At 37.9% G+C, this 24931-nt stretch carries 22 protein-coding genes; 10 read left to right on the plus strand and 12 right to left on the minus strand.

Annotation, left to right across the window (positions count from 1 at the left end; all coding sequences use genetic code 11):
• The first annotated feature begins 116 nt into the window (after positions 1–116).
• From pynA to STYK_RS05205, 10 genes are all read left to right on the plus strand, one after another.
• Positions 117–809 (plus strand): pyrimidine 5'-nucleotidase PynA, encoded by a 693-nt coding sequence (pynA, locus tag STYK_RS05160; RefSeq protein ID WP_261805367.1) that lies wholly within the window; start codon positions 117–119, stop codon positions 807–809.
• A 61-nt stretch (positions 810–870) separates the two neighbouring features.
• Positions 871–1524, plus strand: coding sequence for a uracil-DNA glycosylase (locus STYK_RS05165; protein WP_261805368.1), 654 nt, complete (start codon positions 871–873; stop codon positions 1522–1524).
• 9 nt (positions 1525–1533) lie between these two features.
• Entirely contained in the window at positions 1534–1998 is a 465-nt protein-coding gene (locus tag STYK_RS05170) for an NUDIX hydrolase (protein ID WP_001135774.1), read from the plus strand.
• A 12-nt stretch (positions 1999–2010) separates the two neighbouring features.
• Positions 2011–3279: a dihydroorotase gene (locus tag STYK_RS05175; protein ID WP_261805369.1), complete on the plus strand. Its 1269-nt coding sequence runs from the start codon at positions 2011–2013 to the stop codon at positions 3277–3279.
• A 40-nt stretch (positions 3280–3319) separates the two neighbouring features.
• Complete coding sequence (locus tag STYK_RS05180) at positions 3320–4681, plus strand: MATE family efflux transporter (RefSeq protein WP_261805370.1); 1362 nt, start codon at positions 3320–3322, stop codon at positions 4679–4681.
• 153 nt (positions 4682–4834) lie between these two features.
• Positions 4835–5803, plus strand: a complete 969-nt coding sequence (locus tag STYK_RS05185) for a thiamine pyrophosphate-dependent dehydrogenase E1 component subunit alpha (RefSeq protein WP_261805371.1) — start codon at positions 4835–4837, stop codon at positions 5801–5803.
• Between the two features lie 15 nt (positions 5804–5818).
• Positions 5819–6811 (plus strand): alpha-ketoacid dehydrogenase subunit beta, encoded by a 993-nt coding sequence (locus STYK_RS05190; RefSeq protein WP_000448715.1) that lies wholly within the window; start codon positions 5819–5821, stop codon positions 6809–6811.
• 448 nt (positions 6812–7259) lie between these two features.
• A complete protein-coding gene (locus STYK_RS05195) occupies positions 7260–8303 on the plus strand; it encodes a dihydrolipoamide acetyltransferase (protein WP_000752716.1) in 1044 nt (347 codons plus the stop codon).
• Between the two features lie 45 nt (positions 8304–8348).
• Positions 8349–10052 carry a dihydrolipoyl dehydrogenase gene (lpdA, locus tag STYK_RS05200; protein ID WP_001162878.1) on the plus strand — a complete coding sequence of 568 codons (1704 nt, stop codon included), beginning with the start codon at positions 8349–8351 and terminating at the stop codon, positions 10050–10052.
• 59 nt (positions 10053–10111) lie between these two features.
• Positions 10112–11101, plus strand: coding sequence for a lipoate--protein ligase (locus STYK_RS05205; protein WP_000873983.1), 990 nt, complete (start codon positions 10112–10114; stop codon positions 11099–11101).
• A 73-nt stretch (positions 11102–11174) separates the two neighbouring features.
• Here STYK_RS05205 and xerS read toward each other — a convergent pair whose 3' ends face one another.
• The 12 genes from xerS to STYK_RS05265 all read right to left on the minus strand — a co-directional run bounded on the left by xerS (position 11175) and on the right by STYK_RS05265 (position 24929).
• Positions 11175–12245 carry a tyrosine recombinase XerS gene (gene xerS / locus STYK_RS05210; RefSeq protein ID WP_261805372.1) on the minus strand — a complete coding sequence of 357 codons (1071 nt, stop codon included), beginning with the start codon at positions 12243–12245 and terminating at the stop codon, positions 11175–11177.
• 546 nt (positions 12246–12791) lie between these two features.
• On the minus strand, positions 12792–14342 hold the full coding sequence (locus STYK_RS05215) for a ClC family H(+)/Cl(-) exchange transporter (protein ID WP_261008728.1): 1551 nt from the start codon (positions 14340–14342) through the stop codon (positions 12792–12794).
• A gap of 16 nt (positions 14343–14358) precedes the next feature.
• Entirely contained in the window at positions 14359–15138 is a 780-nt protein-coding gene (locus STYK_RS05220; RefSeq protein ID WP_238095903.1) for a ribonuclease HII, read from the minus strand.
• On the minus strand, positions 15125–15976 hold the full coding sequence (gene ylqF, locus STYK_RS05225; RefSeq protein ID WP_020901132.1) for a ribosome biogenesis GTPase YlqF: 852 nt from the start codon (positions 15974–15976) through the stop codon (positions 15125–15127). The genes STYK_RS05220 and ylqF overlap by 14 nt, the downstream gene beginning before the upstream one ends.
• Before the next feature lie 366 nt (positions 15977–16342).
• Positions 16343–17452: a glycosyltransferase gene (locus tag STYK_RS05230; RefSeq protein ID WP_227325412.1), complete on the minus strand. Its 1110-nt coding sequence runs from the start codon at positions 17450–17452 to the stop codon at positions 16343–16345.
• A 10-nt stretch (positions 17453–17462) separates the two neighbouring features.
• A complete protein-coding gene (locus STYK_RS05235) occupies positions 17463–19013 on the minus strand; it encodes a lipopolysaccharide biosynthesis protein (protein ID WP_261052417.1) in 1551 nt (516 codons plus the stop codon).
• The gene (locus tag STYK_RS05240; protein WP_261804621.1) at positions 19014–19949 is read right to left on the minus strand and encodes a capsular polysaccharide synthesis protein; all 936 of its coding nucleotides are present in this window, start codon (positions 19947–19949) and stop codon (positions 19014–19016) included.
• A 31-nt stretch (positions 19950–19980) separates the two neighbouring features.
• Complete coding sequence (locus tag STYK_RS05245; RefSeq protein ID WP_261804622.1) at positions 19981–20976, minus strand: glycosyltransferase; 996 nt, start codon at positions 20974–20976, stop codon at positions 19981–19983.
• A gap of 1 nt (position 20977) precedes the next feature.
• The gene (locus tag STYK_RS05250) at positions 20978–21898 is read right to left on the minus strand and encodes a glycosyltransferase family 2 protein (protein WP_261804623.1); all 921 of its coding nucleotides are present in this window, start codon (positions 21896–21898) and stop codon (positions 20978–20980) included.
• A gap of 63 nt (positions 21899–21961) precedes the next feature.
• The gene (locus STYK_RS05255) at positions 21962–22921 is read right to left on the minus strand and encodes a glycosyltransferase family 2 protein (protein ID WP_084926358.1); all 960 of its coding nucleotides are present in this window, start codon (positions 22919–22921) and stop codon (positions 21962–21964) included.
• Entirely contained in the window at positions 22914–23924 is a 1011-nt protein-coding gene (locus STYK_RS05260) for a glycosyltransferase family 2 protein (RefSeq protein WP_261804624.1), read from the minus strand. Before STYK_RS05260 ends, STYK_RS05255 begins: the two co-directional genes overlap by 8 nt.
• A 39-nt stretch (positions 23925–23963) precedes the next feature.
• On the minus strand, positions 23964–24929 hold the full coding sequence (locus STYK_RS05265) for a glycosyltransferase family 2 protein (RefSeq protein WP_060628360.1): 966 nt from the start codon (positions 24927–24929) through the stop codon (positions 23964–23966).
• Positions 24930–24931: the final 2 nt, after the last annotated feature.

The following is a 24931-nucleotide window of genomic DNA, read 5'->3' on the forward strand; positions in this document are numbered from 1 at the left end:
ACTTGTAGCCTTTAGTTGTGATAATTGTATGTCAAATAGATGGAATAAATTGATATGGCTTTCTTACTTTATGCTATAATATTCATAACGCTTTTTCAGAAAGGAAAACTCTCAAATTGTCCTACAAATTTCTACTTTTCGATCTCGACCACACCTTGCTTGATTTTGATGCTGCTGAGGATGTGGCTTTAACGCAACTTCTAAAAGAAGAAGGAGTTGCAGATATTCAGGCTTATAAAGACTATTATGTTCCGATGAACAAGGCTCTCTGGAAGGACTTAGAGCAAAAGAAAATCAGTAAACAAGAGCTGGTTAACACGCGCTTTTCTCGTTTATTTTCTCATTTTGGACAGGAAAAAGACGGTAGTTTTCTAGCCCAGCGTTACCAATTTTACCTAGCACAACAGGGACAAACGATTTCAGGCGCTCATGAACTTTTGGACAGTCTCATCGATCGTGATTATGACTTGTATGCTGCGACAAATGGCATTATTGCCATTCAGACAGGTCGTTTGGGACAATCTGGTCTGGCTCCCTATTTCAACCAAGTCTTTATCTCTGAACAGTTGCAAACACAAAAGCCGGATGCTCTTTTTTATGAAAAAATTGGTCAACAGATTGCAGGTTTTAGCAAAGAAAAGACGCTGATGATTGGAGACTCTCTAACCGCCGACATTCAAGGTGGCAATAATGCTGGGATTGATACTATTTGGTACAATCCCCATCATCTGGAAAATAAGACACAAGCCCAGCCAACCTACGAAGTTCATTCTTATCAAGACTTGCTGGATTATTTAGATAAACTGTAAAAAGTGGTTTAGAAAGCCACTTTTTGCTATAATAGAGGCAGTAAAAACGAAGGAGTCGGCTATGGAACATTCGTCTTGGCATGCTTTGATTAAGGAGCAATTACCTGAGGGTTATTTCGGGAAAATCAATCAGTTTATGAATCAGGTCTATGCTCAGGGGACTATTTATCCACCCAAGGAAAAGATTTTTCAGGCTCTCTTGACCACACCCCTAGAAGACGTTAAGGTGGTGATTCTAGGGCAAGATCCCTATCACGGGCCAGGTCAAGCGCAGGGCTTGAGTTTTTCTGTACCGGACTCTATTCCAGCTCCGCCATCCCTGCAAAATATCTTGAAGGAATTGTCAGACGATATCGGGGTTAAGAAATCTCATGATTTGACAGCTTGGGCTGAGCAAGGGGTCTTGCTTCTTAATGCTTGTTTGACTGTTCCTGCTGGACGGGCCAATGGTCATGCTGGTCAGATATGGGAGCCTTTTACGGATGCTGTAATTCAGGTGGTCAATCATCTAGATAGACCAGTCGTTTTTGTACTCTGGGGAGCTTATGCACGTAAGAAGAAGGCCTTGGTTACCAATCCTCATCACTTGATTATCGAATCAGCCCATCCAAGTCCTTTGTCAGTTTATAGAGGATTTTGGGGTTCCAAGCCTTTTTCCAAGGCCAATGCATTCTTAAAAGAGACAGGACAAGAGCCAATCGATTGGCTTAGATAAGGAGAAAATATGCCTCAGTTAGCGACGATTTGCTACATTGATAACGGGAAAGAACTGCTCATGCTCCATCGTAATAAGAAGCCAAATGATGTCCATGAAGGAAAATGGATTGGTGTGGGTGGTAAGCTAGAGCGAGGAGAGACGCCTCAGGAATGCGCGGCGCGTGAAATCCTTGAAGAAACAGGGCTCAAAGCCAAGCCAGTTCTAAAAGGTGTCATCACTTTTCCTGAATTCACACCAGATTTAGACTGGTACACCTATGTTTTTAAGGTGACGGAGTTCGAGGGTGACTTGGTTGACTGCAATGAGGGAACGCTAGAATGGGTTCCCTATGATGAGGTTTTGAGTAAGCCGACTTGGGAAGGTGACCATACCTTTGTTGGGTGGCTTTTAGAAGATAAACCCTTCTTTTCAGCCAAGTTTGTTTATGATGGGGATAAATTGTTGGATACCCAAGTTGATTTCTATGAATAAAGGAGAAAGCAGATGCTACTAATCAAAAACGGTCGTGTAATGGATCCCAAGTCTGGTTTGGATCAAGTGTGCGATGTCTTAGTCCAAGATGGGAAAATTGTCAAAATTGCAACTGAGATTACGGAAGAAGGAGCAGAATCGATTGATGCTACTGGTCTTGTAGTTGCTCCTGGCTTGGTCGATATTCATGTTCATTTCCGTGAACCTGGTCAAACACATAAAGAAGACATTCATACCGGTGCCCTAGCAGCCGCTGCAGGTGGTTTTACAACTGTTGTCATGATGGCTAATACTAGTCCAACCATTTCAGACGTTGAGACTTTGAAAGATGTTCTTCAATCTGCTGCCAAGGAAAAAATCAATGTTAAGACGGTTGCGACCATTACTAAGAATTTTAATGGGCAAGATTTGACTGACTTTAAAGCACTTTTAGAAGCTGGAGCTGTTGGTTTCTCAGACGACGGTATCCCGCTTGAAAGTAGTAAAGTTGTTAAGGAAGCCATGGAGGAAGCTAAAAAGCTTAATACCTTTATTAGTCTTCATGAGGAAGATCCAGGTTTGAACGGTATTCTTGGCTTTAATGAAAATATCGCTAAAGATCATTTCCATATCTGTGGTGCAACTGGGGTAGCTGAGTATGCTATGATGGCGCGTGATGTCATGATTGCCTATGCAACTAAGGCCCATGTTCACATCCAGCATTTGTCTAAGGAAGAAAGTGTTAAAGTAGTTGAGTTTGCTCAGGGGCTAGGTGCACAAGTCACAGCAGAAGTAGCGCCACAGCATTTTTCTAAGACCGAAGCGCTCCTTTTGACACAAGGAAGCAATGCTAAGATGAATCCGCCACTTCGTTTGGAATCAGACCGTCGTGCCGTTATCGAAGGTCTCAAGTCAGGTGTTATCACAGTTATCGCAACTGATCACGCGCCTCACCATGCGGATGAAAAAAATGTCGAGGATATTACCAAAGCGCCATCTGGTATGACTGGTTTGGAAACATCTCTTTCTCTCGGTTTAACTTATTTGGTAGAAGCTGGGGAATTGACCTTGATGGAATTGCTTGAAAAGATGACCTACAACCCAGCCAAACTTTACAACTTTGAAGCAGGTTACTTGGCTGAGAATGGTCCAGCAGATATCACTATTTTTGATGCTAAGGCTGACCGCCTTGTGGACTCCCATTTTGCTTCGAAAGCAGCTAATTCACCATTCATCGGTGAAACCTTAAAAGGGCAGGTTAAATATACCATCTGTAAGGGACAAATCGTCTATCAAAACTAGGGGGAGTCTGCTCTGTAAACAAAAAGAATAGAGAGCCTATATGTACCAAACCCATCATTTCAAAGACAAGTTTATCTTATTTTTAAAGATATTTTTCCCTATCCTGATTTATCAATTTGCCAATTATTCTGCCTCCTTTGTTGATACGACTATGACAGGTCAATACAATACCATGGACTTGGCTGGTGTATCTATGGCAACCAGTATCTGGAATCCTTTCTTTACCTTCCTAACAGGGATTGTGTCAGCCTTGGTGCCCATCATTGGTCACCATCTTGGGAGAGGGAAAAAGGAAGAGGTTGCGTCTGATTTTTACCAATTCATCTATCTGGCCTTGGGGTTATCTGTGGTCTTGCTGGGACTGGTAGTTTTCCTGGCACCACCCGTTTTAAATCATATCGGACTAGAAGCACCAGTGGCAGCAGTAGCGGTTCGCTATCTCTGGTTTTTATCTATCGGGATTATCCCCTTGTTGCTCTTTAGTGTCATTCGTTCCTTGCTGGATTCGCTGGGGTTGACCAAACTGTCCATGTACCTCATGCTTTTGTTACTTCCTCTCAATAGTGGATTTAACTATCTCTTGATTTTCGGAGCCTTTGGTGTTCCAGAATTAGGGGGTGCGGGCTCTGGTTTAGGTACTTCATTGGCTTATTGGGTCTTGCTGGGAATTTCTGTTCTGGTTTTATTTAAACAGGAGAAGCTTAAAGCCTTGCATTTTGAGAAACGCATTCCGCTTAATATGGATAAAATCAGGGAAGGAGTTCGTTTAGGTCTGCCTATTGGGGGAACTGTCTTTGCGGAAGTGGCTATCTTTTCCGTGGTTGGTTTGATTATGGCTAAGTTCTCATCCTTGATTATCGCTAGTCACCAGTCAGCTATGAATTTTTCAACTCTCATGTACGCCTTTCCTATGAGTATTTCATCGGCTATGGCTATTGTCGTTTCCTATGAAGTGGGAGCCAAGCGATTTGATGATGCGAAAACCTATATTGGTCTAGGAAGATGGACAGCTCTCATTTTTGCGGCCTTCACCTTAACCTTCCTTTACATTTTTAGGGGAAATGTGGCTAGTCTTTATGGTAACGATCCAGAATTTATCGATTTGACAGCGCGCTTTTTAACTTATAGTCTTTTCTTTCAGTTAGCAGATACCTTTGCGGCACCGCTCCAGGGAATTTTACGGGGCTATAAGGATACCGTTATTCCTTTTTACCTTGGTTTGCTTGGTTATTGGGGCGTAACAATCCCAGTGGCTATGCTATTTGATTCCCTAACAGATTTTGGAGCTTATTCTTACTGGATCGGCTTGATTATTAGTTTGGTTGTGAGTGGAGTTCTCTACCGTTGGCGTTTAACTGTGATTATGAAGAGATTTGAATCTTTAGAAAAATATAAACACTAAAAAGTTTGTGAAAAAATATTCTTGATAAGGAAATCCCTTATTCCAATGGGGTTTTCTTTTTTATTTTGTGAAATTTTCTTTAGAAAAACTTTGACAGTATTTGTCAAAAACGGTAAAATAGTAAGGTAAGAAGAAACTTAGAAAGGCAAGAAGATGTCAATTTTAGATAAAAATCTTTTGCTAGAGATGTTACGTAAGATGGAAGAAATCCGTCGTATTGACTTAAAAATTGCGCAATTAGTAAAGAAAGGGAAAGTGCCAGGAATGACGCACTTTTCTGTTGGAGAAGAGGCAGCTAACGTGGGTGCTATGTTGGCTCTCAACCCAGACGATTTGATCACATCAAACCACCGTGGTCACGGGCAAGCTATTGCCAAAGGAATTGACCTCAATGGAATGATGGCTGAAATCCTCGGTAAATATACTGGAACCTGTAAAGGTAAAGGTGGATCTATGCATATTGCTGACCTTGATGCTGGTAACCTTGGTGCCAATGGTATCGTAGGTGGTGGTATGGGAATCGCTGTCGGTGCGGCCCTCAGTCAACAAATGCAAAATACTGGTAAAATCGTTGTCTGCTTCTTTGGAGATGGTGCGACCAACGAAGGTGTTTTCCACGAAGCAGTAAATATGGCTTCTATCTGGAACCTGCCAGTCATTTTCTATTGCATTAACAACGGTTACGGTATCTCTGCGGATATCAAGAAAATGACTAATGTAGAACATATCCATCAACGTAGCGCTGCTTATGGAATTCCTGGAATGTTCATCGAAGACGGTAACAATGTCATCGACGTCTATGAAGGATTTAAGAAAGCCGTAGATCATGTTCGCAGTGGTAATGGTCCAGTCTTGATTGAAAGTGTCACTTATCGTTGGCTCGGTCACTCATCATCTGACCCTGGTAAATATCGTACGCGTGAAGAAGTGGAGTTGTGGAAACAAAAAGACCCGATCGAAAACCTTCGCAAGTACCTCATTGAAAACACTATTGCAAGTGCCGAAGAATTGGAAGAAATCCAAGCGCAAGTCAAGGAAGCAGTAGAAGCTTCTGTTAAATTTGCGGAAGAAAGTCCATTCCCACCACTTGAATCAGCATTTGAAGATATTTACGCAGACTAAGGAGAAAGAGATAAAATGGAAACAAAAACAATGTCCTTCCGTGACACCATTATCCTTGCTATGTCTGAGGAAATGCGTCGCGATGAAAATGTGTTCTTGATGGGAGAAGACGTCGGTGTCTTCGGAGGAGACTTCGGAACTTCTGTTGGAATGCTTGAAGAATTTGGTCCAGAACGTGTCCGTGACTGTCCGATTTCTGAAGCTGCCATCTCTGGAGCAGCAGCAGGAGCAGCCATGACAGGCCTTCGTCCAATCGTTGATATGACCTTTATGGACTTCTCGGTCATTGCCATGGACAATATCGTCAACCAAGCTGCTAAAACACGCTATATGTTTGGTGGTAAGGGACAGGTTCCAATGACTGTTCGATGCGCTGCTGGTAATGGAGTTGGTTCTGCAGCCCAGCACTCGCAATCACTAGAGTCTTGGTTTACTCACATTCCTGGTCTTAAGGTTGTGGCACCAGGTACACCTGCGGACATGAAAGGATTGCTTAAGTCTTCTATCCGTGATAATAACCCTGTTATCATTCTTGAGTACAAGTCAGAATTTAACCAAAAAGGGGAAGTACCAGTTGATCCAGACTATACGATTCCACTTGGAGTTGGGGAAATCAAACGTGAAGGTACGGATGTAACAGTTGTTACTTATGGAAAAATGCTTCGCCGTGTGGTTCAAGCAGCTGAAGAATTAGCAGAAGAAGGAATTTCTGTTGAGATTGTTGACCCACGCACCCTTGTTCCGCTTGATAAGGAGATTATCATTAACTCAGTTAAGAAGACTGGTAAAGTTGTTCTGGTTAACGATGCCCATAAAACAAGCGGCTATATCGGAGAGATTTCAGCTATTATTTCAGAATCGGAAGCATTTGACTATCTAGATGCACCAATCCGTCGTTGCGCAGGAGAAGATGTGCCAATGCCTTATGCACAAAACCTAGAAAATGCAATGATTCCAACCGTTGAAAGCATCAAAGATGCCATCCGTAAAACATATAATAAAGAATAGAATTACATAAATTGAATTATGTAAAACCTTTGCTGTTTTTAACTTTAGTAACTTGAGATACATTTTGTATCCAAATGATTTGAAGAGTTGCGACATGAGTGAGTCGAATCGATAATATTCGACGAATGAATTAGTAAGTCTACAAGGTTGACCGCCAAATAGCGGCAACCGTAGTAACTTGAGACGCGTTTCGTGTCCAAGTTACTTGTAGAGTTGAACACGGGCTAAAAGCTCGGAAAAAAGATAAATCTCCTTGGCTTCATCGAATCCATCGTCGATTTCCTATTTTTCAGTCGCTTTTAACGCCCTTAGTATCATTTAATTGAATTCGGACGGAGGTCTTCGAAAAAAAGATAGATTTCCTTGTGTTCATCGAACACATCGTCAATCTCCTATTTTTTCATTGCCCTCTTCGTCCTTAATATCTTAGTATAGAATTGGAGAGGTCATGGCTGATGACAAGCTAAGAGCGACTCCTGCAGCTAGAAAGTTAGCGGATGATTTAGGGATCAACCTCTACGACGTTTCTGGCTCAGGTGCAAACGGTCGTGTCCACAAAGAAGACGTGGAAACTTATAAAGACACAAACGTGGTTCGCATTTCGCCACTTGCAAAACGAATTGCCCTCGAACATAATATTGCTTGGCAGGAAATCCAAGGAACCGGTCATCGTGGTAAAATCATGAAGAAGGATGTTTTGGCCTTGCTTCCTGAAAATATCGAAAACGATACCATCAAGTCTCCTGCTCAGATTGAAAAAGTGGAAGAAGTTCCTGATAACGTAACACCATACGGTGAAATCGAGCGTATTCCAATGACACCAATGCGTAAGGTTATTGCCCAACGTATGGTTGAATCTTACTTAACTGCGCCAACCTTCACCCTCAACTATGAAGTTGATATGACTGAAATGTTGGCTCTTCGTAAGAAGGTTCTTGAGCCAATCATGGAAGCAACTGGGAAGAAGACTACTGTAACAGACCTTCTTTCACTTGCAGTTGTTAAGACTCTTATGAAACACCCATACATCAACGCTTCATTGACAGAAGATGGCAAGACCATTATCACTCACAACTATGTCAATCTTGCCATGGCAGTTGGGATGGATAATGGATTGATGACACCTGTTGTTTACAATGCTGAGAAGATGAGTCTTTCAGAACTGGTTGTAGCCTTCAAGGATGTCATCGGTCGTACCTTGGATGGTAAATTGGCTCCAAGTGAACTGCAAAATTCAACCTTCACAATCAGTAATTTGGGAATGTTTGGTGTTCAGTCCTTTGGTCCTATCATTAACCAACCAAACTCAGCTATCCTTGGTGTGAGTTCGACAATCGAGAAGCCAGTTGTAGTCAATGGTGAAATTGTGATTCGCCCAATCATGAGCCTTGGTTTAACAATTGACCACCGTGTCGTAGATGGTATGGCTGGTGCTAAGTTTATGAAAGACTTGAAAGAATTGATTGAAAATCCAATCTCAATGTTGATTTAAGTACAAGAGTATTCATTTTTAAGATATAGATAAAGGAAGGAAGACATGGCCTTAGAAGTAATTATGCCAAAAGCCGGCGTGGATATGACAGAAGGACAAATCGTCCAATGGAATAAAAAAGTCGGAGAATTTGTAAAAGAAGGAGAAATCCTTTTGGAAATCATGACTGATAAAGTCAGCATGGAATTGGAAGCCGAAGAAGATGGGTACTTGATTGCTATCCTCAAAGGGGACGGTGAAACAGTCCCTGTAACGGAAGTTATCGGTTACCTTGGCGAAGAAGGGGAAAATATCCCAACAGCTGGAGCAGCAGCGCCAGAAGCTAGCCCTGTACCTACAGCAAGTGCTTCAAACGATGATGGTAAGAGCGATGATGCTTTTGATATCGTTGTGATTGGTGGAGGTCCTGCTGGTTATGTTGCAGCCATTAAAGCTGCCCAACTCGGTGGGAAGGTTGCCCTTGTTGAGAAATCTGAACTCGGTGGAACCTGCTTGAACCGTGGATGTATCCCAACTAAAACCTACCTACATAACGCTGAAATTATTGAAAATATCGGTCATGCTGCAAATCGTGGTATTGTGATTGAAAATCCTAACTTCACTGTTGATATGGACAAACTCCTTGAAACCAAGTCTAAGGTAGTCAATACTTTGGTTGGTGGAGTTGCTGGTCTTCTTCGTAGCTACGGAGTTACTGTTCATAAAGGAATTGGTACCATTACTAAAGACAAGAACGTCTTGGTAAATGGCTCTGAATTACTTGAAACCAAGAAAATCATCCTTGCTGGTGGTTCAAAAGTCAGCAAGATCAACATCCCTGGTATGGAATCTCCACTTGTCATGACCAGCGACGACATCCTTGAAATGAACGAAGTACCAGAAAGTCTTGTTATCATCGGTGGTGGTGTTGTCGGTATCGAGCTCGGTCAGGCCTTCATGACATTTGGTTCAAAAGTGACTGTTATCGAAATGATGGATCGTATCGTGCCAGCTATGGATTCAGAAGTTTCTAAGAACCTTCGCTTGATCCTTGAACGTAAAGGAATGACCATCTTGACTGGTACTAAACTGCAAGAAATCATCGAAGAAAATGGTCAACTTCGTATTAAAGTTGAAGGAAAAGACGATATCATTGCAAATAAAGCTCTTCTTTCAATCGGTCGTGTGCCAGACCTTGAAGGTATTGGAGAGGTTGAGTTTGAATTGGATCGTGGTCGTATCAAGGTCAACGAATACATGGAAACTTCTGTTCCAGGTATCTACGCACCAGGTGATATTAATGGTACTAAGATGTTGGCTCACGCAGCTTTCCGTATGGGTGAAGTTGCCGCTGAAAATGCCCTTAAAGGAAATCATGCTGTTGCCAAATTGAATTTGACTCCTGCAGCTATCTACACTCTTCCTGAAGTAGCAGCAGTAGGTTTGACAGAAGAACAAGCCCGTGAGAAATACGATGTAGCCATCGGTAAGTTCAACTTTGCTGCTAACGGTCGTGCTATTGCATCGGATGCAGCTCAAGGTTTCGTTAAAGTTATTGCGGATAAGAAATACGGAGAAATCCTTGGTGTTCATATCATCGGTCCTGCAGCTGCAGAATTGATCAATGAAGCATCGAGCATTATCGAAATGGAAATTACTGTTGAAGAAATGCTGAAGACTATCCACGGACACCCAACCTACTCTGAAGTGATGTACGAAGCATTTGCGGATGTTTTAGGAATGGCCATCCATTCACCTAAGAAAAAATAAAAGAAAGATAGATTAGACTGGAAAGGTGTTTTCCAGTCTCTATCGTATAAAGGGATATCATGAAATACATTATCAATCATTCAAACGACACTGCCTTTAATATTGCCTTGGAAGAATACGCCTTTAAACACCTTTTGGATGAGGATCAAATTTTCCTACTTTGGATTAACAAGCCATCTATCATTGTTGGTCGTCACCAGAATACCATCGAAGAAATCAACCGTGATTATGTTCGCGAAAATGGCATCGAGGTAGTTCGCCGTATCAGCGGTGGTGGAGCTGTTTACCACGATTTAAATAACCTCAACTACACGATCATCTCAAAAGAAGATGAAAACAAAGCTTTTGACTTCAAGAGTTTTTCAACTCCAGTTATCAATACTTTGGCTCAACTTGGGGTTAAAGCTGAGTTCACAGGCCGTAATGACCTTGAGATTGATGGAAAGAAATTCTGTGGCAATGCTCAAGCCTATATCAACGGTCGTATCATGCACCATGGTTGCTTGCTCTTTGACGTTGATTTGTCAGTCCTAGCAAATGCCCTTAAGGTTTCAAAAGATAAATTTGAATCAAAAGGTGTGAAATCGGTTCGTGCTCGTGTAACCAATATTATCAATGAATTACCAGAAAAAATCACAGTCGAAGAATTCCGTGACTTACTCTTGGAATACATGAAAAAAGAGTATCCAGAGATGACAGAATACGTTTTTTCTGAGGAAGAACTAGCTGAAATTAACCGTATCAAAGATACTAAGTTTGGAACTTGGGACTGGAACTATGGTAAATCACCTGAATTTAACGTCCGTCGTGGAACAAAATTCACTAGTGGTAAGGTGGAAGTCTTTGCTAATGTTCTCGAATCAAAAATCCAAGACATCAAGATTTACGGTGACTTCTTTGGTATTGAAGATGTTGCTGCAGTAGAAGATGTCCTTCGTGGGGTGAAATACGAACGCGAAGATGTCCTTAAGGCGTTAGAAACCATTGATATCACACGCTATTTCGCTGGTATTAGCCGTGAAGAAATCGCTGAAGCGGTAGTTGGATAAATCAAAAAGAAGTTGGTTGTAGGACCAGCTTCTTTTTTAAAAACCATATATTACATAATTTATTTTATGTATTTTATAAACTGTCTAGAGCATTCTTTTGTTCATCATTAACGATATGGGTATAGAGGTCAGTGACTTGTGTGCTGGCATGTCCTAGCTGGTGACTGACCAAAACTTGCGATTTAGTGGCATCATAGAGCCTGGTTGCTAGGGTATGTCGTAGTTTATGGGGTGTTACACGGACTTTGAAGTCCTCAGAGTACTTAGCAACCATTTTCTCAACGCTGGAAGCATCGATACGATTAGGAACTCCTCTGTAGAGAGTCAAAAAAAGGGCTGTATCTGTTTTTTCTGTCTTATAGCGTTGATTACGAATGGCTAGATAATTCTCTAAATAAGGCTTAGCAAAAGCAGCGACATTGACCGAGTCACGTTTGCCCCCTTTTCGAGTGACATCGATAACCATCATTTTTAGATTGAGATCTCTTAGATCCAGATTAACAGCTTCAGATAAGCGGACACCAGACGCTAAGAGAAGGGCAATAATGGCCAAATCACGTTCTTTATTTTTGTTAAAAGATGAGAGAGCACGATTTGAGAGCTGTTGCGGGTACTCTTGGTCGATATAAGTTAGAAAACCTTCTGTTTCATCACCTAGAAAGAGTTTTTGCTTGATGTTTTCAGCTCTGGCAGCGAGCGTTTCTTTCTTTTTCTTTGTTGAAACTTTCTTCATTACATTACGATAAAAATAAGGCTCTCCCTGATCGTTTTCAACCTCCTCGGTCAGATACTTGTAAAGACTAGAAAGTGCTGATAAGGTCCGATTTATAGTGGTCTGTGAAACTCCTTGTTTGGTTGTATTAGAATTCAGCAAAGGACGTTCACGTAGGTAAAGGATAAAGGATTCCATGTCTTTCTTAGACATATTTTCCAAGACAGATAAAGGAATATCAGCCATTTTATCGGCGTTTGAAATACCAGACTCCAAAACCCAGTTAAAAAATCGATCGTATTCCTTGAGGTATTCGTACAGGGTTGTAAAACTGTAGGGCACAGCCAGCTTAGATTGGTAGTATTCCAGAACATACCAGGGCATGATTTGTTTTAATTTGTCGATTCGTTCTAGTAAAATCTCACGTTTCATGTGTTTTCTCCATTAATAAGTCTACTAGTAGTATAGCATAGACTCATATATTTTTCAAGAAAATTATAGTTTTTCGGAAAGAAATTATAGAGTTTTTAAAAAAGACTTAGATAAGTCTTCGGAGTTTCTATTGTGAATCATTAGCTAGTGCTTTTTCTAGTTTCCAAATACTAAACCAGAATGAAATAGTCAACAGAATAAAGAAAATAATAAAGAACTCACCCACTAAACTTCTGTTAATACTACACAACTGAAGAGCTATATAAGGAGCTATGAGATACAAAATACATTGTATAATTGCTATTGTTTTCTTTTTCATGATTTTAATCTTACTGTACAGATTTGATACAGTAAACTCCTTTCTATCTTTATGCATTATCATTTCTAACTTAATTATAATCTTATTTTTACCAAAGTTCAGTTACTTGTACGTGAGATATCTTGTAAGTAAAAAATAACCGATCTCATTGCTGAGAATCGGTTTTCTAATATATTTAATTAATTAAGAAGTTTATTTTTTACATAACATAAATTATGTAAAAACTCCTACAACAACAAATCTTTGACTTTCCCAATTTCACTTTTTGGAATAACTAGGTGAATCATATCTCCGAGATACATTCTGGTTGAACCGTTAACGGTTTGACTTTTACCGTTATGGACTTGGGTGGTGATGAGGATATTATGTGGTAGGTTGAGTTCATGAACCTGTTTTCCAGCGATTTTGTCAGAAACAGGGATTTCAATGAGAGTGACTTCTCCTTCATCTGTCGCTTCTTCTGGCAACATTTTTTCTAGCATGGCCTCATAGACTGGAGCACCCTTGAGTAAATCCATGATGATGTAGGCAACTAGGGTCACTAGTCCGAGTGGCATGAGATTGCGAATATCTCCTACCATTTCGGTTACCAGAATCATAGCAGTTAAGGGAGCCTTGGATATTGCTCCAAAATAACCACTCATTCCTAGAATGACAAATATAGGGAATTGCTCCTGACTGACAAGTCCAAGATTGACACAAATAACACCAACTAGAGCTCCAAGTAAGGAGCCAAGCGCCAAAATTGGTAGGAAAATACCTCCTGGAAGGCCACTTCCATAACTAATCATGCTCCAAACAAAGCGAATCAAAAAGTAAACTAATAGAACTTGGAAACTAAAATCTTGCTCAGTTAAGGAAAGAACCAGCTGATTCCCACCACCAAGGATTTGTGGTAAGAAAATCCCCACTGGTATGATGAGAATGAAAGCCAGAATTGGATAATAAGCTCTATCCAAATGGATTTTTTGACCAATCCAATCATAAACACTGCCAACATTAAGTACAGCTTTCTCATAGAGAAAACCAGATAGTCCAAGAAAAACTCCCATAAGGAGGTAAATCCAATACTGGTCTAGAGTCATGAGTGGGATATTGTCTGGCATATCCAGTACGGGTGTTAGGCCAAATATGAGTAAAGAAACAAAGTTTGCTACGAGACTAGCTGCGAGAGTAGATACCCAGAAAAAGCGAGAAAAGTGATGATAGACTTCTTCTACGACAAAGAGAAGACCTGCAATTGGTGCATTAAAGGCTGCAGCTAGACCAGCGGCAGCTCCACTCGCAATTAGGGAACGTTCCTCTACTGGACTGGATTTGAGCCATTTGGCAATTCCTTTACCGCCGACCGCTCCGAGTTGAATGCTTGGTCCTTCACGCCCCAGCATAAGACCGCTAGCAATAGCAAGAATTCCTAAAATATATTTTTTCCAAAGTACGCCCCACCAGTTGAGGGTCATGAGTCCCTTTAATTCGGCTTCGACTTGAGGAATTCCTGAACCCTTGATATCTTTTTCTGATCGAGTTAATTTCGCACTGAGCCAACAAACTATTAAATAAAATAGACCAATGATAAAAAGATTGCGCACTAAGTGCGCTTGTTCTTGATAAAGTCCTTGTATCAGGTGGAAGCCTTTTTCGATTGAAAACCGAAAGGATCCGACGATGAGCCCGACAACGAGTCCCACAATGATTCCTCGTCCAACTTGGGATAGTATGGTGCTTGAGGCAAAGGCAAATTCTTTCTTGGAACTGAGTGTTTCTGACTGTTCCTCCATAATCATTCCTTCTAACTTAACTTTCTTTTTCTCCTGAAACCAGTGATTTAACTGGTTCAAAACTGATTCGGTGAATCGGGGTAACTCCTAATTTTTCAAGTCCTTCTAGGTGTTTAGCAGTTCCATATCCTGCATTAGTAGCAAAATCATAGCCAGGGAACCGCTGGTCGTATTCCTTCATCAATTCATCACGTGTCACCTTGGCTACTATTGAAGCCGCTGCAATCGAGAGGGAATTGGCATCTCCTTTGATGATAGATGTTTGTGAAATGGGCAACTCCAGTTTCATGGCATCAATTAAGAGGTGTTCAGGTTGCGGACTGAGCTGGGAGATTGCTTCCTGCATAGCCAGTTTGGTTGCTTCATAGATATTGACTTGGTCAATGACCTGATTATCCATGATACCGATTCCGATTGACAAGGCTTGGTTTTGAACGGCTTGGAAAATTTCCAGATGTTTCTTTTTAGGAATTTTCTTGCTGTCGTTGAGACCTCTAATCTTACAATTTTTAGGTAAGATGACGGCTGCAGCAACTACAGGCCCAGCTAGAGGACCGCGGCCGACTTCATCAACACCTGCTATCAAGGTCAACCCTTGATTGAAAAGTTCTTTTTCGTAGGAAAGCATGGATTCCAAACGAAGATCCTCATCCAATTCTGCCTGAATGGCTTTTTTACGCTTGCTGATTTCCTTTTGAACTCCAGAGCGATTATCCTTTTCAAGTTCTAAAAAAATAGGGCTTTCTAACTCCTTGACTGTTGCAAGGAGTTCTTTGATTTCTTTAATCGTCGCCATCGAGGTCTTCCAATGTATCTAAGGTATAGTTACCGAGTTTGCCATCGCGGACTTCCTTCACGAAGAGACTGTAAAAACGATCATAGTCGTCACGGAAACCGAGAGCACGGGTCATATCCATAATAATAACAGGCGCTTCTTCTTCAATTTTCATTTGTTTGAAGCGTTCAGCCAGCTTTTCTGGATAATGTTCTTTGAAATAATTGATACCAAAAATGGTCACCTCATCCATAGGAAGCAACTGGTCTTTGATAGCTCCAGTCAAGGCCAGTTTCAGTGCAACAGTTTCATCCTCAAATTTAGGCCAAAGAATCCCTGGCGTATCTAAGATTTCCAAGTCTTTGTTGGTTTTAAGCCATTGTTGCCCCTTGGTAACACCTGGTTTGTTGCCGACAACGGCAATCTTCTTACCAGCTAAACGGTTCATGAGAGTTGATTTACCAGCGTTTGGAATCCCAATAATCATGGTACGCAAGGTTTCAATCTTGATACCACGTTCCTTCTGACGAGCAATCTTATCAGCCATGAGCTTTTTAGCCGCGTCTGTTACAACTTTTACAGTCACTTGCTCTTTGGAGTTGATAGCCAGCGTCTGGATTCCCTGTGATTCAAAATACTGACGCCATTCCTTGGTCATTGCTGGATCAGCCAAGTCCGCCTTGTTTAAAATCAAGAGTTTTGGTTTATCACCAACAATCTTTGTCAACATAGGATTTTGACTAGATAGAGGTAAACGAGCATCCACCAAAATCGTTACAAAATCAACAAATTTTAAATTTTCCTGCACCTGTCGACGCGCTTTAGACATGTGACCAGGAAACCATTGAATAGTAGCCATAATATATCTCCTTCGGGTTGAAAAAATTGTAAAAACGTTTTCTTTCTTGCCTTATATTCTATCATAAATTACTCTTTTTTGCATAAGCTTTTGTCTAGAAAAGCTACTTTATTAAGAAAAATTGAATGCAATCTCATTTTTTGATATATTAACCTCCGACAAATAGCCATCTCTAATCCATGAGATTATTAAATATAAACTTAGTTGTATTCCCTTGTAATTAAGTTAATTATTCTGCTGATAAAATAGCTTTTAGAAGTACTATTAAAATAGCCTAGCCATAATTTTATTTATGAAACTAACGTGTGATAATCTGATAGAAATAAAATTAGAGAAGACATTCATGTCCTCTCCATCAACTTTTAATCACTCATCAAATAACTTTTCCAACTGTCTGGTTGCAGATTCGATCTCGTAGCCATTTTCATCTATTAGCTGTTTCACCTTTTCTGTATCAAGTTCCCGATTATTTCTGACTGACAAAATTTTATCCGCCCATTCTTCAAGAGAGTCTTTCAAAGACAGGCTGTTATCGTAGTTATCTAGTATTCTTGCATCTGGTAAATGATTTGCAGTTACAACAGGTAATCCATTTGCTTGTGCTTCAATGAGTACAATTGGCAATCCTTCAAAATTAGATGGGAAGAAGAACACATCTAATAAATTTAGCATTTTTCCGACATTAGTGGTCAATCCTGTAAAAATGACTTTATCTTCTACACCATATTCTTTTGCCACATTTTCTAAAAATGCAGTATCACCTCTTCCGATAAAAACTAAACGGGAATTTGGTTCTTTTTTGACGATTTCAGAAAAGACCTTAATACAGAAACTTTGATTTTTTTGTTTCTCATTTAAGCGGGAAACTTGCCCAATGACCAAACAATTTTCAGGGATCTGATACTCCTTTCGAAGTTGGGTTTGCATTTCTTGATCATATAAAAACTTCTCAACTTCAATGGCATTATGAATAACCAAGGCTTTTTTTCTTTCTTGACCATGATAAAAATGATTCAATGCTTCTGTTCCACAGGCCCAAAAATCTGTTGCATATTTTCCGACAAAAAGTCGATTAATTGGGTGAATAAAACGATAAAATTTATCTGCTGTCGCACAATGTCCATGAACGATTCTTTTTTCTATCCCATATTTCTTTGCTAATTTTAAAAATTCTAGATGAGTCAGGCCGTTTTGATTGGACCATAAAATATCATAACGATGAGCATTCTTCTTAAAAAAATCATCCCATTCTTTTAAGGCTTGCTGGATATGAGGTCTTAACTTGGGGATTCTATGAACGACTAGAGGATTGCGACAAAGCTTTTTAAAATGATCACTAAATTCAACATCTTCAGGACCTTGTAGTAAAAATTCCAGTTCAAATTCAGAGGTATCAATATGGTTATAAAAATCTAGAACAATTTTTTCCAAGCCACCAACATCTGGAACCAGACCACAAACCAATATTCTTTTCATTGATTTCTCCTTATTTTTTTAACTTTAATACTTTTTGAATCATCAGTATGATTTGTCTACCGCCTTCATGATTTCTAAATAGGAAAACGTAGACACCCAATACTATCAAATAAAGGACGATTTTGATGATCAAACCGAAAATGAAATCTAGCTGAGTTAAGAGGTAGTTATCCAGCAAACTCAAAAGTAGAAAGCTTATCCCTGCGACAGTGAAATCTTGTAACAATGTTTTAAAAAAATCCTTTGAGGAAGCTTTCAATCCATACTTAAAGGCGCTATAGGGTTCATACCATGTACAGGTCAAGACTGTTGAACAAATCGTACCCAATAAAATTCCAGATACCCCTAAATCTAAAATCACTAAAAAGTAGAGTGAAAGGGAAATATTTAATAAAATCTCGACGATAACTTTTTTATTTTGCTCATAACTTAATCCATAAACTGAAATCAACGTTAGAATCGGTCTTCTATAAAAAGTTAGGAAAAAATGAAGGACGATCAAAATCTCAATCGTATAATTAAATGAAAAACTCTCACCTAACCAGATAGTCATAAATGGATGAATGAACATTAAATAACCTAAGCTAGCAAAATAAATCAGGCTAAAAGTAATAAACTGGAATTTTTTTAGGAATTTAACCATATCTGCTACTGTCGTAGACTCCGAATGGACTAAGTTACCTACGGAAGAAACAACTGAATTAATCACAGTATTTAAAATCAGTGAAAGAAATCCTAAAACATAGGTATAATTCCCGTAAATACCTATAGCTGCTAAGCTGACAAAACTTGCCATTAGAATACTATCTGTTTGAAAAACAATCGTTTCTCCAATACTACCGACTATATTTCCTTTGATATTTCGGATAAATTTTCCTTTTTCCTCCTGATTAATGGGTGTTATCTCATTCTTAAACAAGTAACCATACAATCTGTCTACAATCCGCGACATGATGATATTCCCTATAAAATTCATGATGATACTGATCAATAGATAAAAGATATAATTTTTGGTAAAGAATAAAATTCCGATTTGCAAGCATACGCGAAGAGTATTTAATCCAAAGTCAATCAAAGTCATCATATAATTACGCTGATCGACATAAAGCAAGGTTCGTTTATAGGAGAAAAAATAGCTAGAAGCAGAATTAAAAACAAAGAGGAAAAAAATCAAATATACTTCACTGTTTACCGTATAATCCTTTATCATATAAGGAAGAAATAAAGAAAGTATAGCGCCCAGTATAAAAATAGAAAAGCCAATGATTCTATATAATTTTTTGAAGAGAATCATAAAGGCATTGATTTTTCCATGTTCTTCTCTGTCTAAGGGTCCATATAGTGCATAGCTCATGGCTCCAGCAACCCCTAATTCTGCCAAAGACAGAATGGAAACTAAGCTAGACAAATAATTGTTTAATCCTAGATAGGTTACCCCAAGTAAATTGATAAAAATAGTTCGATTGATAAAGCCAAGAAGGACTTGAAAAGGTTGCAATGCCAGAGCAATACTCGTATTTAAGGTGGCAAATTCGGTTCTACTTTTTTTCGTGTATTTCATCTATTCCTTTAATTTTCCTTGTAAAAGTTGATCGAGATAACTTCCTGGAAGGACTTCTTCTTTCTTGATTTTATAAGTCGTTTTCAAAATCGGTGTTGTTTTTAACACTTCTTCCCATTCCTTTTCATCAAAAAGATCATGAGCATGGTCTCTTAAAAACCAAACACGCTCAGCTGGTGCTAGAATAGGTAATCTATCCACTAAGTTTTCAAAATAAGGACTGCACTTATATTCGGACAAAATAAAATAATCCATCATCAGGTAATGAATAAAAACTGGATATTTACGAACATAGTAAAGATATAAATCCCGAATATGTTTAAAATAAGGCTTGCCTTTTTTTCCTGCCAGAAAGAAACCTGCCCATTTAAAGTCACCAACAGTTCGTTCTATTTGTTCAGATCGTATAGGTGGATGATTCAAACTAAAAAAGTCCCCTTCAAACATTTCTAAAGTTGCATAGGGAGATACAAATAAGGTTGTATCCATCCAAATGCCACCGTATTGGCATAAGAGACTAAAACGAATAATATCTGAATAATGCGCAGCTGATAATTCTTTTTTCTTGTATTTTTCGGTGATGTCTGCTGGAATATTGATGAAATTCGCCAGATTTTCATCTGTCAACAAATAGAATTCACAATCATTTCTTTTGGCGAAGTCTTTTATGGTCTTTATTGAAGTCTGGACTGTCTCAGGCATTTGAGCTTCTCCCTGTTGCCACATTGTCCAAATTATTTTCGGAAATTCTGTTGTTTCTTCTTCTTTTTCATTACTCGAATCAACTAGTTGTGCTTCTTTTCTTAATTTTAGTACAAAATCCAAAAGAATCTTTCTACGAAAATCATAAAACATCTTGTCAGATTTTTGTGCAAGAAAGTAAACACATGTTAGTTTAAGGCCATAATATTTTAAAATTTGACGATAGCGAGCCATTTTTTTTGTAAGATTTGTAGTTTCATAAACTCTACAAATTCCTTTCACATTTTTCTAAAGCTGTTTTTAGAAAATATCCGTTACGAAGTTTCTCTCCTACTATTTTACTATTTTTAATCAGCTCTTGAAAATCTTCTTCATCAATCGAGTTTAAACAATCTGCAATTTCAAATAATGAATCAACAAGTATTCCACAATGGTTTTTTCGTACAAACTCAGCTAAAGCAGATTGTCTCCACACGATGATTGGAAAACCTGATGCTAAATATAAAGAGGCTTTATGTGGGTTATTCATCTTTAAATATTCTCCATACATCCCACTACAAGTATGGGGGCTATCTCCATCCCAGACTAAGCCAAAACCACCATGCAAGTGATTAGAAAGTTCATCAGGAGAAAAAGCACCTTGATAATGAACGTTGTGAGGAAGATTCTCCTCTTCAAAGTTAATGCCATAAATAGAAAAATCTGGTTTTTCGGGTAATTGTCTTGCGTATTTTGTTTTCCGAATATCGAAATTTCCAGCTAACAAAATAGTTTCTTTTTCATAAGCTTTCTTCTCTTCATAATTTGGAATTAAATAATCAAATATCTCTAAGGAAACAATCTTCTCTTCCGGTATTCCCAATCGAACAAGTTCACTTTTCATCTTTTCGTTATGAGCGATAATACCATCGACTTTTTCAAGGACTGTTTTATTCTGTAAAAAATGGATAATGGAATGTTTAAAATCTGTAAATGACCTGATTTTTTTGTTTCTCAAGGACTCGATATCGTGAATCAGCAAATAAGCTTTGAATGTTCTATTTTTCAAAAATCTCGTTAAAATTTGTTTTTTTAAGGAATCCCATAATAACGGAAATTGAAGAACTAACACATCATTTTTTGTCAAAGTGATGGGATTTGAATCATTATTTAGGGAAAAAGGTTGATATCCTGCTTCTAGCATTATTTTTTCAGCATCTAATCTTGCTTTAGATCCTGCATGTTTGGCTTCTGCGTAAAATTCTTTTAAGTAATAATTCATACTACTTCAACCCTCTCCAAAATCTTTTTACAATATATTTTTCAAATCTCCATTGAATGGCTCCAACAACTCTTGAAATGAAGACAATCTTTTGAGGGAATAATCGATAGGCTCTCATTAAAAATGAGCGACTTGAACTTTTAGCGTAACGATTCAGGTACTCGACATATTTTTCTTGATAGGGATTTCCCTCAAATATACGATAGTCGACAAGGTGCATCAAAACTAAATGGAATAAGCGACGTTGTACGTATGGGAGTGAGTCAGCATTTCCTTCATATAGTTGCTCCACTTTATCACAAATCGTAAACAAATCCAAATTTTTCAAACTAAATTCGCGATTCATAATACTACCAGAACGCACGCGATAATAGTATCCTATATAATCAATTTTTACCATTTTATGTATCTGTTTTAAGATTCCCATTCCGCCATACACATCTTCATAAAATAAACCTTCTAAAAATGGAAAATTGACAATCACTTGTCTTCGAAAAAGTTTAGCAACTGCATTCAAACGGACAATATTATCTTTACATAAAGAGACTAAAGCTTCTTGGGCATTTCCTTGAAAAATAATTTTTACATTTTCTGGTGAAGGGATTGCTAATTCTTCTTGATCATTCGTATACCAACACTCTACAATATCAATATCATCTGAGGTAACCTGTTTTATCAATTGTTCCAACATATCTTCTTTAAGAACATCATCACTGTCTACAAAAGTGATCAATTCGCCTTTAGATTCAGTCATACCACGATTACGAGCGCCACTTAATCCTTTATTTTCTTGATTGATTAAGTGAAAACGAGAATCTTGTTGACAATAGCGCTCACAAATTTCTTTTGAGCCATCTCTTGAACCATCATTGACTAGGATCACTTCTATATCGGTATAAGTTTGATGTTGATATTTAAACATTCTTCCAGATACTCTTCAACATTATAAACAGGTACAATGACACTAATCATAAATAGGCTCCTATTAAATTTTCCATTTTTTTCGAATGTCTAAATATCTTAAATACAGAGGATAATATAAACTAAAAAAATATTTTGATGAATAACTATACCATCTTAATAGTTTACTAGAATTGAAAATATCTGATGATTTCTTAGCTATTTTGGCATATTTATTAATCTCATCAATATATAACTGATAATATGGATGTCCAACTCTTATGTTATACTTTTTAAAATGTCCAATACCGACTAAAAATAACATATTCCCTACATAAGGTAACCAATTATCTTCTCTAAATTCCTCTAATAATTTTTCGCCAACTTTAAAAATATCAAGATTCTTTTCTGAATATTTCTGATTCATCGTACTAGAAGTATGATATCGATAATAATAACCAATATAGTTAATTTTTCTCATTTTATGAATATATTTTAAAGAGACGATTCCAGTATAAAAATCTTCATAAATTAAATTTTCTAAAAACGGAACTTTCTCCACTATTTCACGACGATAGAGTTTTGCGACTGGACTCCAACTTACTCCATGATTAAAACATTCATATAAGGCTTCATTTGAATCTAATTCTTTAACACCAATTTCTTTTCCTTCGGAATTTAAACAATGAATATCCTCGGTTATATTACATTCTACAATATCAATTCCATCAGACATATACTTCATTAGTTGTTCTAACAGACCAAGACTTACAACATCATCACTATCGACAAACATGATGTATTCGCCAAGGGATTCTTTCACACCACGATTTCTGGCTACGCTTTGACCTTGGTTTTTTTGATTGATCAATCGGAAACGCTTATCCATTTGGCAATAACGCTCACAAATCGCTTGTGAGCCATCTGTAGAACCATCATTGACTAAAATGACTTCTATATCTTGATAGGTTTGCTTTCGAATACTTTCTAGACATTCTTCCAGATATTCTTCCACGTTATAAACTGGAACGATTATACTAATCATTTTTGTTCATAAGCTCCTTCATTTGTCTTTTGTGAGTCAACTTTCTAAATTTACTCCATCCTTTATACAGAAACTGATACACTGGATGAGTAATCGTTAAAAAATATTTTGGCGCTATGAAATACATTCTTAGTAAACGGTATTTTCGAACAACTTCTTGAGATTGCTTCGCAATAAAAGCAGACTCCTTTATAAAATTCTCATACAAACTAACACAAGGACTCTTCTTCGTAATGCCATCTCTGTAATAATGACTAACCCCTAGATAAAACATAAAGTATCCAATATACGGTAATAAATATGCATCATCTTGGAAGGATGCTATTAATTGATTTCCAACTTTAAAAATATCTAAATTTTTCTCATTAAAAGAAGTTGTCATAGTACTATTCGGACTAAATCGGTAATAATACCCAGTTAAATCAACAACTACCATTTTTCGAATATTTTTTAAAAAATTAATTCCTGTATAAACATCCTCGTAAATAACACCTTCTAAAAATGGAACTTTTTCAATAATTTCTCTTCTATATAATTTTGCACATGGGGAATAATTCACTTCTTTAAGTGCTATACATTTAATAATGGTTGCCGTTGAATTACCTTCGAAAATAACTCGAATCGGTTTATTTTTATGCAATTCTTCTTGATTGCGAACAAGACTACATTCTACTAAATCCACATCCGCCTTCATATAGGATAGTAATACGTCTAGTATATTTGCTTTAATGACATCATCACTATCGACAAACATGATATATTCACCAAGGGATTCTTTTACGCCATGATTTCTGGCTACACTTTGACCTTGATTTTTTTGATTGATCAATCGGAAACGCTTATCTGTTTGGCAAAAATACTCACAAATAGCTTGGGAGCCATCTGTTGAACCATCATTGACTAAAATGACTTCTATATCTTGATAGGTTTGCTTTCGAATACTTTCTAGACATTCTTCCAGATATTCTTCCACGTTATAAACTGGAACGATTAAGCTAATCATAAAACAGCTTCCTTCTCATTCATTTTTATTCATCTGAATTTACTTTCTAATTCCATTTTTTAGTTTCCACAAAAAATGATAAACAGGGAAAATGATCGAATTATAATATTTTGGACAAATATTATAGAGGCGAATCATACGCGAACTTTTTGCAAGCTCAGGATTTTTCTTGGTGATAGTTACATAGTCGGCTAATTTCTGATTATAGACATCTGCATATGGATTTCCTTTTTGGATATAGTCTTGATAATGCATGGTTGCTACATGAACTAGGAAGCTGCCAATGTAAGGAAGAAGTTCTTCCCTATCAGAATATAAGTCTATTAATTGGTCACTGACTGTAAAGATATCTAAATTTTTAGGAGTAAAGGTTCGATGCATGATACTAGCTTGATGTTGTCGATAATAATAACCTTTATAATCAATCTTAATGATTTTTCGAATATATTTTAACATTCCAATTCCACAATAAACATCTTCAAAAATCACCCCATCTATATAAGGAACAGCTTCAACAATTGATCTTCTATAAAGTTTTGTAACTGCATTAACATTTAAAACATGTTTAGGGAAAATTTTTACTGCTTCTTGAGAGTTCCCTTCGAATAGAATACTTGGTTCTTTAAAACTTTTAGCAAGAAATTCCTCGTTAGATACGGTAAACTGACTTTCCACAATATCTACGTCTTCACGCATATAGTGCATTAAGGTTTCTAAATAGTTCGCTAGAATCATGTCATCACTATCCACAAATACAATAAACTCTCCTCTTGAAGCTGCTACACCAGTATTTCGTGCAGCGCTCAATCCTTGATTTTCTTGATTCAACAAGTGAAAGCGACGATTCTCTTTACAATAACGTTCACAAATAGCTTTTGATCCATCTGTTGAACCATCATTGACTAAAAGGACTTCAAAGTCTGTGTAGGTTTGGTTTTGAATGCTGTCTAAACATTCTTCCAGATAAGTTTCTACATTATAAACAGGTACGATTACACTAATCATTC

Origin of the sequence: Streptococcus toyakuensis, from assembly GCF_024346585.1 — a bacterium.
Lineage (GTDB): Bacteria > Bacillota > Bacilli > Lactobacillales > Streptococcaceae > Streptococcus > Streptococcus toyakuensis.

Excerpts from the sequence above, each read along its gene's own strand:
- STYK_RS05165 (WP_261805368.1), top strand. The coding sequence starts at position 871 with ATGGAACATTCGTCTTGGCATGCTTTGATTAAGGAGCAATTACCTGAG.
- STYK_RS05170 (WP_001135774.1), top strand. The coding sequence starts at position 1,534 with ATGCCTCAGTTAGCGACGATTTGCTACATTGATAACGGGAAAGAACTG.
- STYK_RS05175 (WP_261805369.1), top strand. The coding sequence starts at position 2,011 with ATGCTACTAATCAAAAACGGTCGTGTAATGGATCCCAAGTCTGGTTTG.
- STYK_RS05180 (WP_261805370.1), top strand. The coding sequence starts at position 3,320 with ATGTACCAAACCCATCATTTCAAAGACAAGTTTATCTTATTTTTAAAG.
- STYK_RS05185 (WP_261805371.1), top strand. The coding sequence starts at position 4,835 with ATGTCAATTTTAGATAAAAATCTTTTGCTAGAGATGTTACGTAAGATG.
- STYK_RS05190 (WP_000448715.1), top strand. The coding sequence starts at position 5,819 with ATGGAAACAAAAACAATGTCCTTCCGTGACACCATTATCCTTGCTATG.
- STYK_RS05195 (WP_000752716.1), top strand. The coding sequence starts at position 7,260 with ATGGCTGATGACAAGCTAAGAGCGACTCCTGCAGCTAGAAAGTTAGCG.
- lpdA (WP_001162878.1), top strand. The coding sequence starts at position 8,349 with ATGGCCTTAGAAGTAATTATGCCAAAAGCCGGCGTGGATATGACAGAA.
- STYK_RS05205 (WP_000873983.1), top strand. The coding sequence starts at position 10,112 with ATGAAATACATTATCAATCATTCAAACGACACTGCCTTTAATATTGCC.
- xerS (WP_261805372.1), bottom strand. The coding sequence starts at position 12,245 with ATGAAACGTGAGATTTTACTAGAACGAATCGACAAATTAAAACAAATC.
- STYK_RS05215 (WP_261008728.1), bottom strand. The coding sequence starts at position 14,342 with ATGGAGGAACAGTCAGAAACACTCAGTTCCAAGAAAGAATTTGCCTTT.
- STYK_RS05220 (WP_238095903.1), bottom strand. The coding sequence starts at position 15,138 with ATGGCGACGATTAAAGAAATCAAAGAACTCCTTGCAACAGTCAAGGAG.
- ylqF (WP_020901132.1), bottom strand. The coding sequence starts at position 15,976 with ATGGCTACTATTCAATGGTTTCCTGGTCACATGTCTAAAGCGCGTCGA.
- STYK_RS05230 (WP_227325412.1), bottom strand. The coding sequence starts at position 17,452 with ATGAAAAGAATATTGGTTTGTGGTCTGGTTCCAGATGTTGGTGGCTTG.
- STYK_RS05235 (WP_261052417.1), bottom strand. The coding sequence starts at position 19,013 with ATGAAATACACGAAAAAAAGTAGAACCGAATTTGCCACCTTAAATACG.
- STYK_RS05240 (WP_261804621.1), bottom strand. The coding sequence starts at position 19,949 with ATGGCTCGCTATCGTCAAATTTTAAAATATTATGGCCTTAAACTAACA.
- STYK_RS05245 (WP_261804622.1), bottom strand. The coding sequence starts at position 20,976 with ATGAATTATTACTTAAAAGAATTTTACGCAGAAGCCAAACATGCAGGA.
- STYK_RS05250 (WP_261804623.1), bottom strand. The coding sequence starts at position 21,898 with ATGTTTAAATATCAACATCAAACTTATACCGATATAGAAGTGATCCTA.
- STYK_RS05255 (WP_084926358.1), bottom strand. The coding sequence starts at position 22,921 with ATGATTAGTATAATCGTTCCAGTTTATAACGTGGAAGAATATCTGGAA.
- STYK_RS05260 (WP_261804624.1), bottom strand. The coding sequence starts at position 23,924 with ATGATTAGCTTAATCGTTCCAGTTTATAACGTGGAAGAATATCTGGAA.
- STYK_RS05265 (WP_060628360.1), bottom strand. The coding sequence starts at position 24,929 with ATGATTAGTGTAATCGTACCTGTTTATAATGTAGAAACTTATCTGGAA.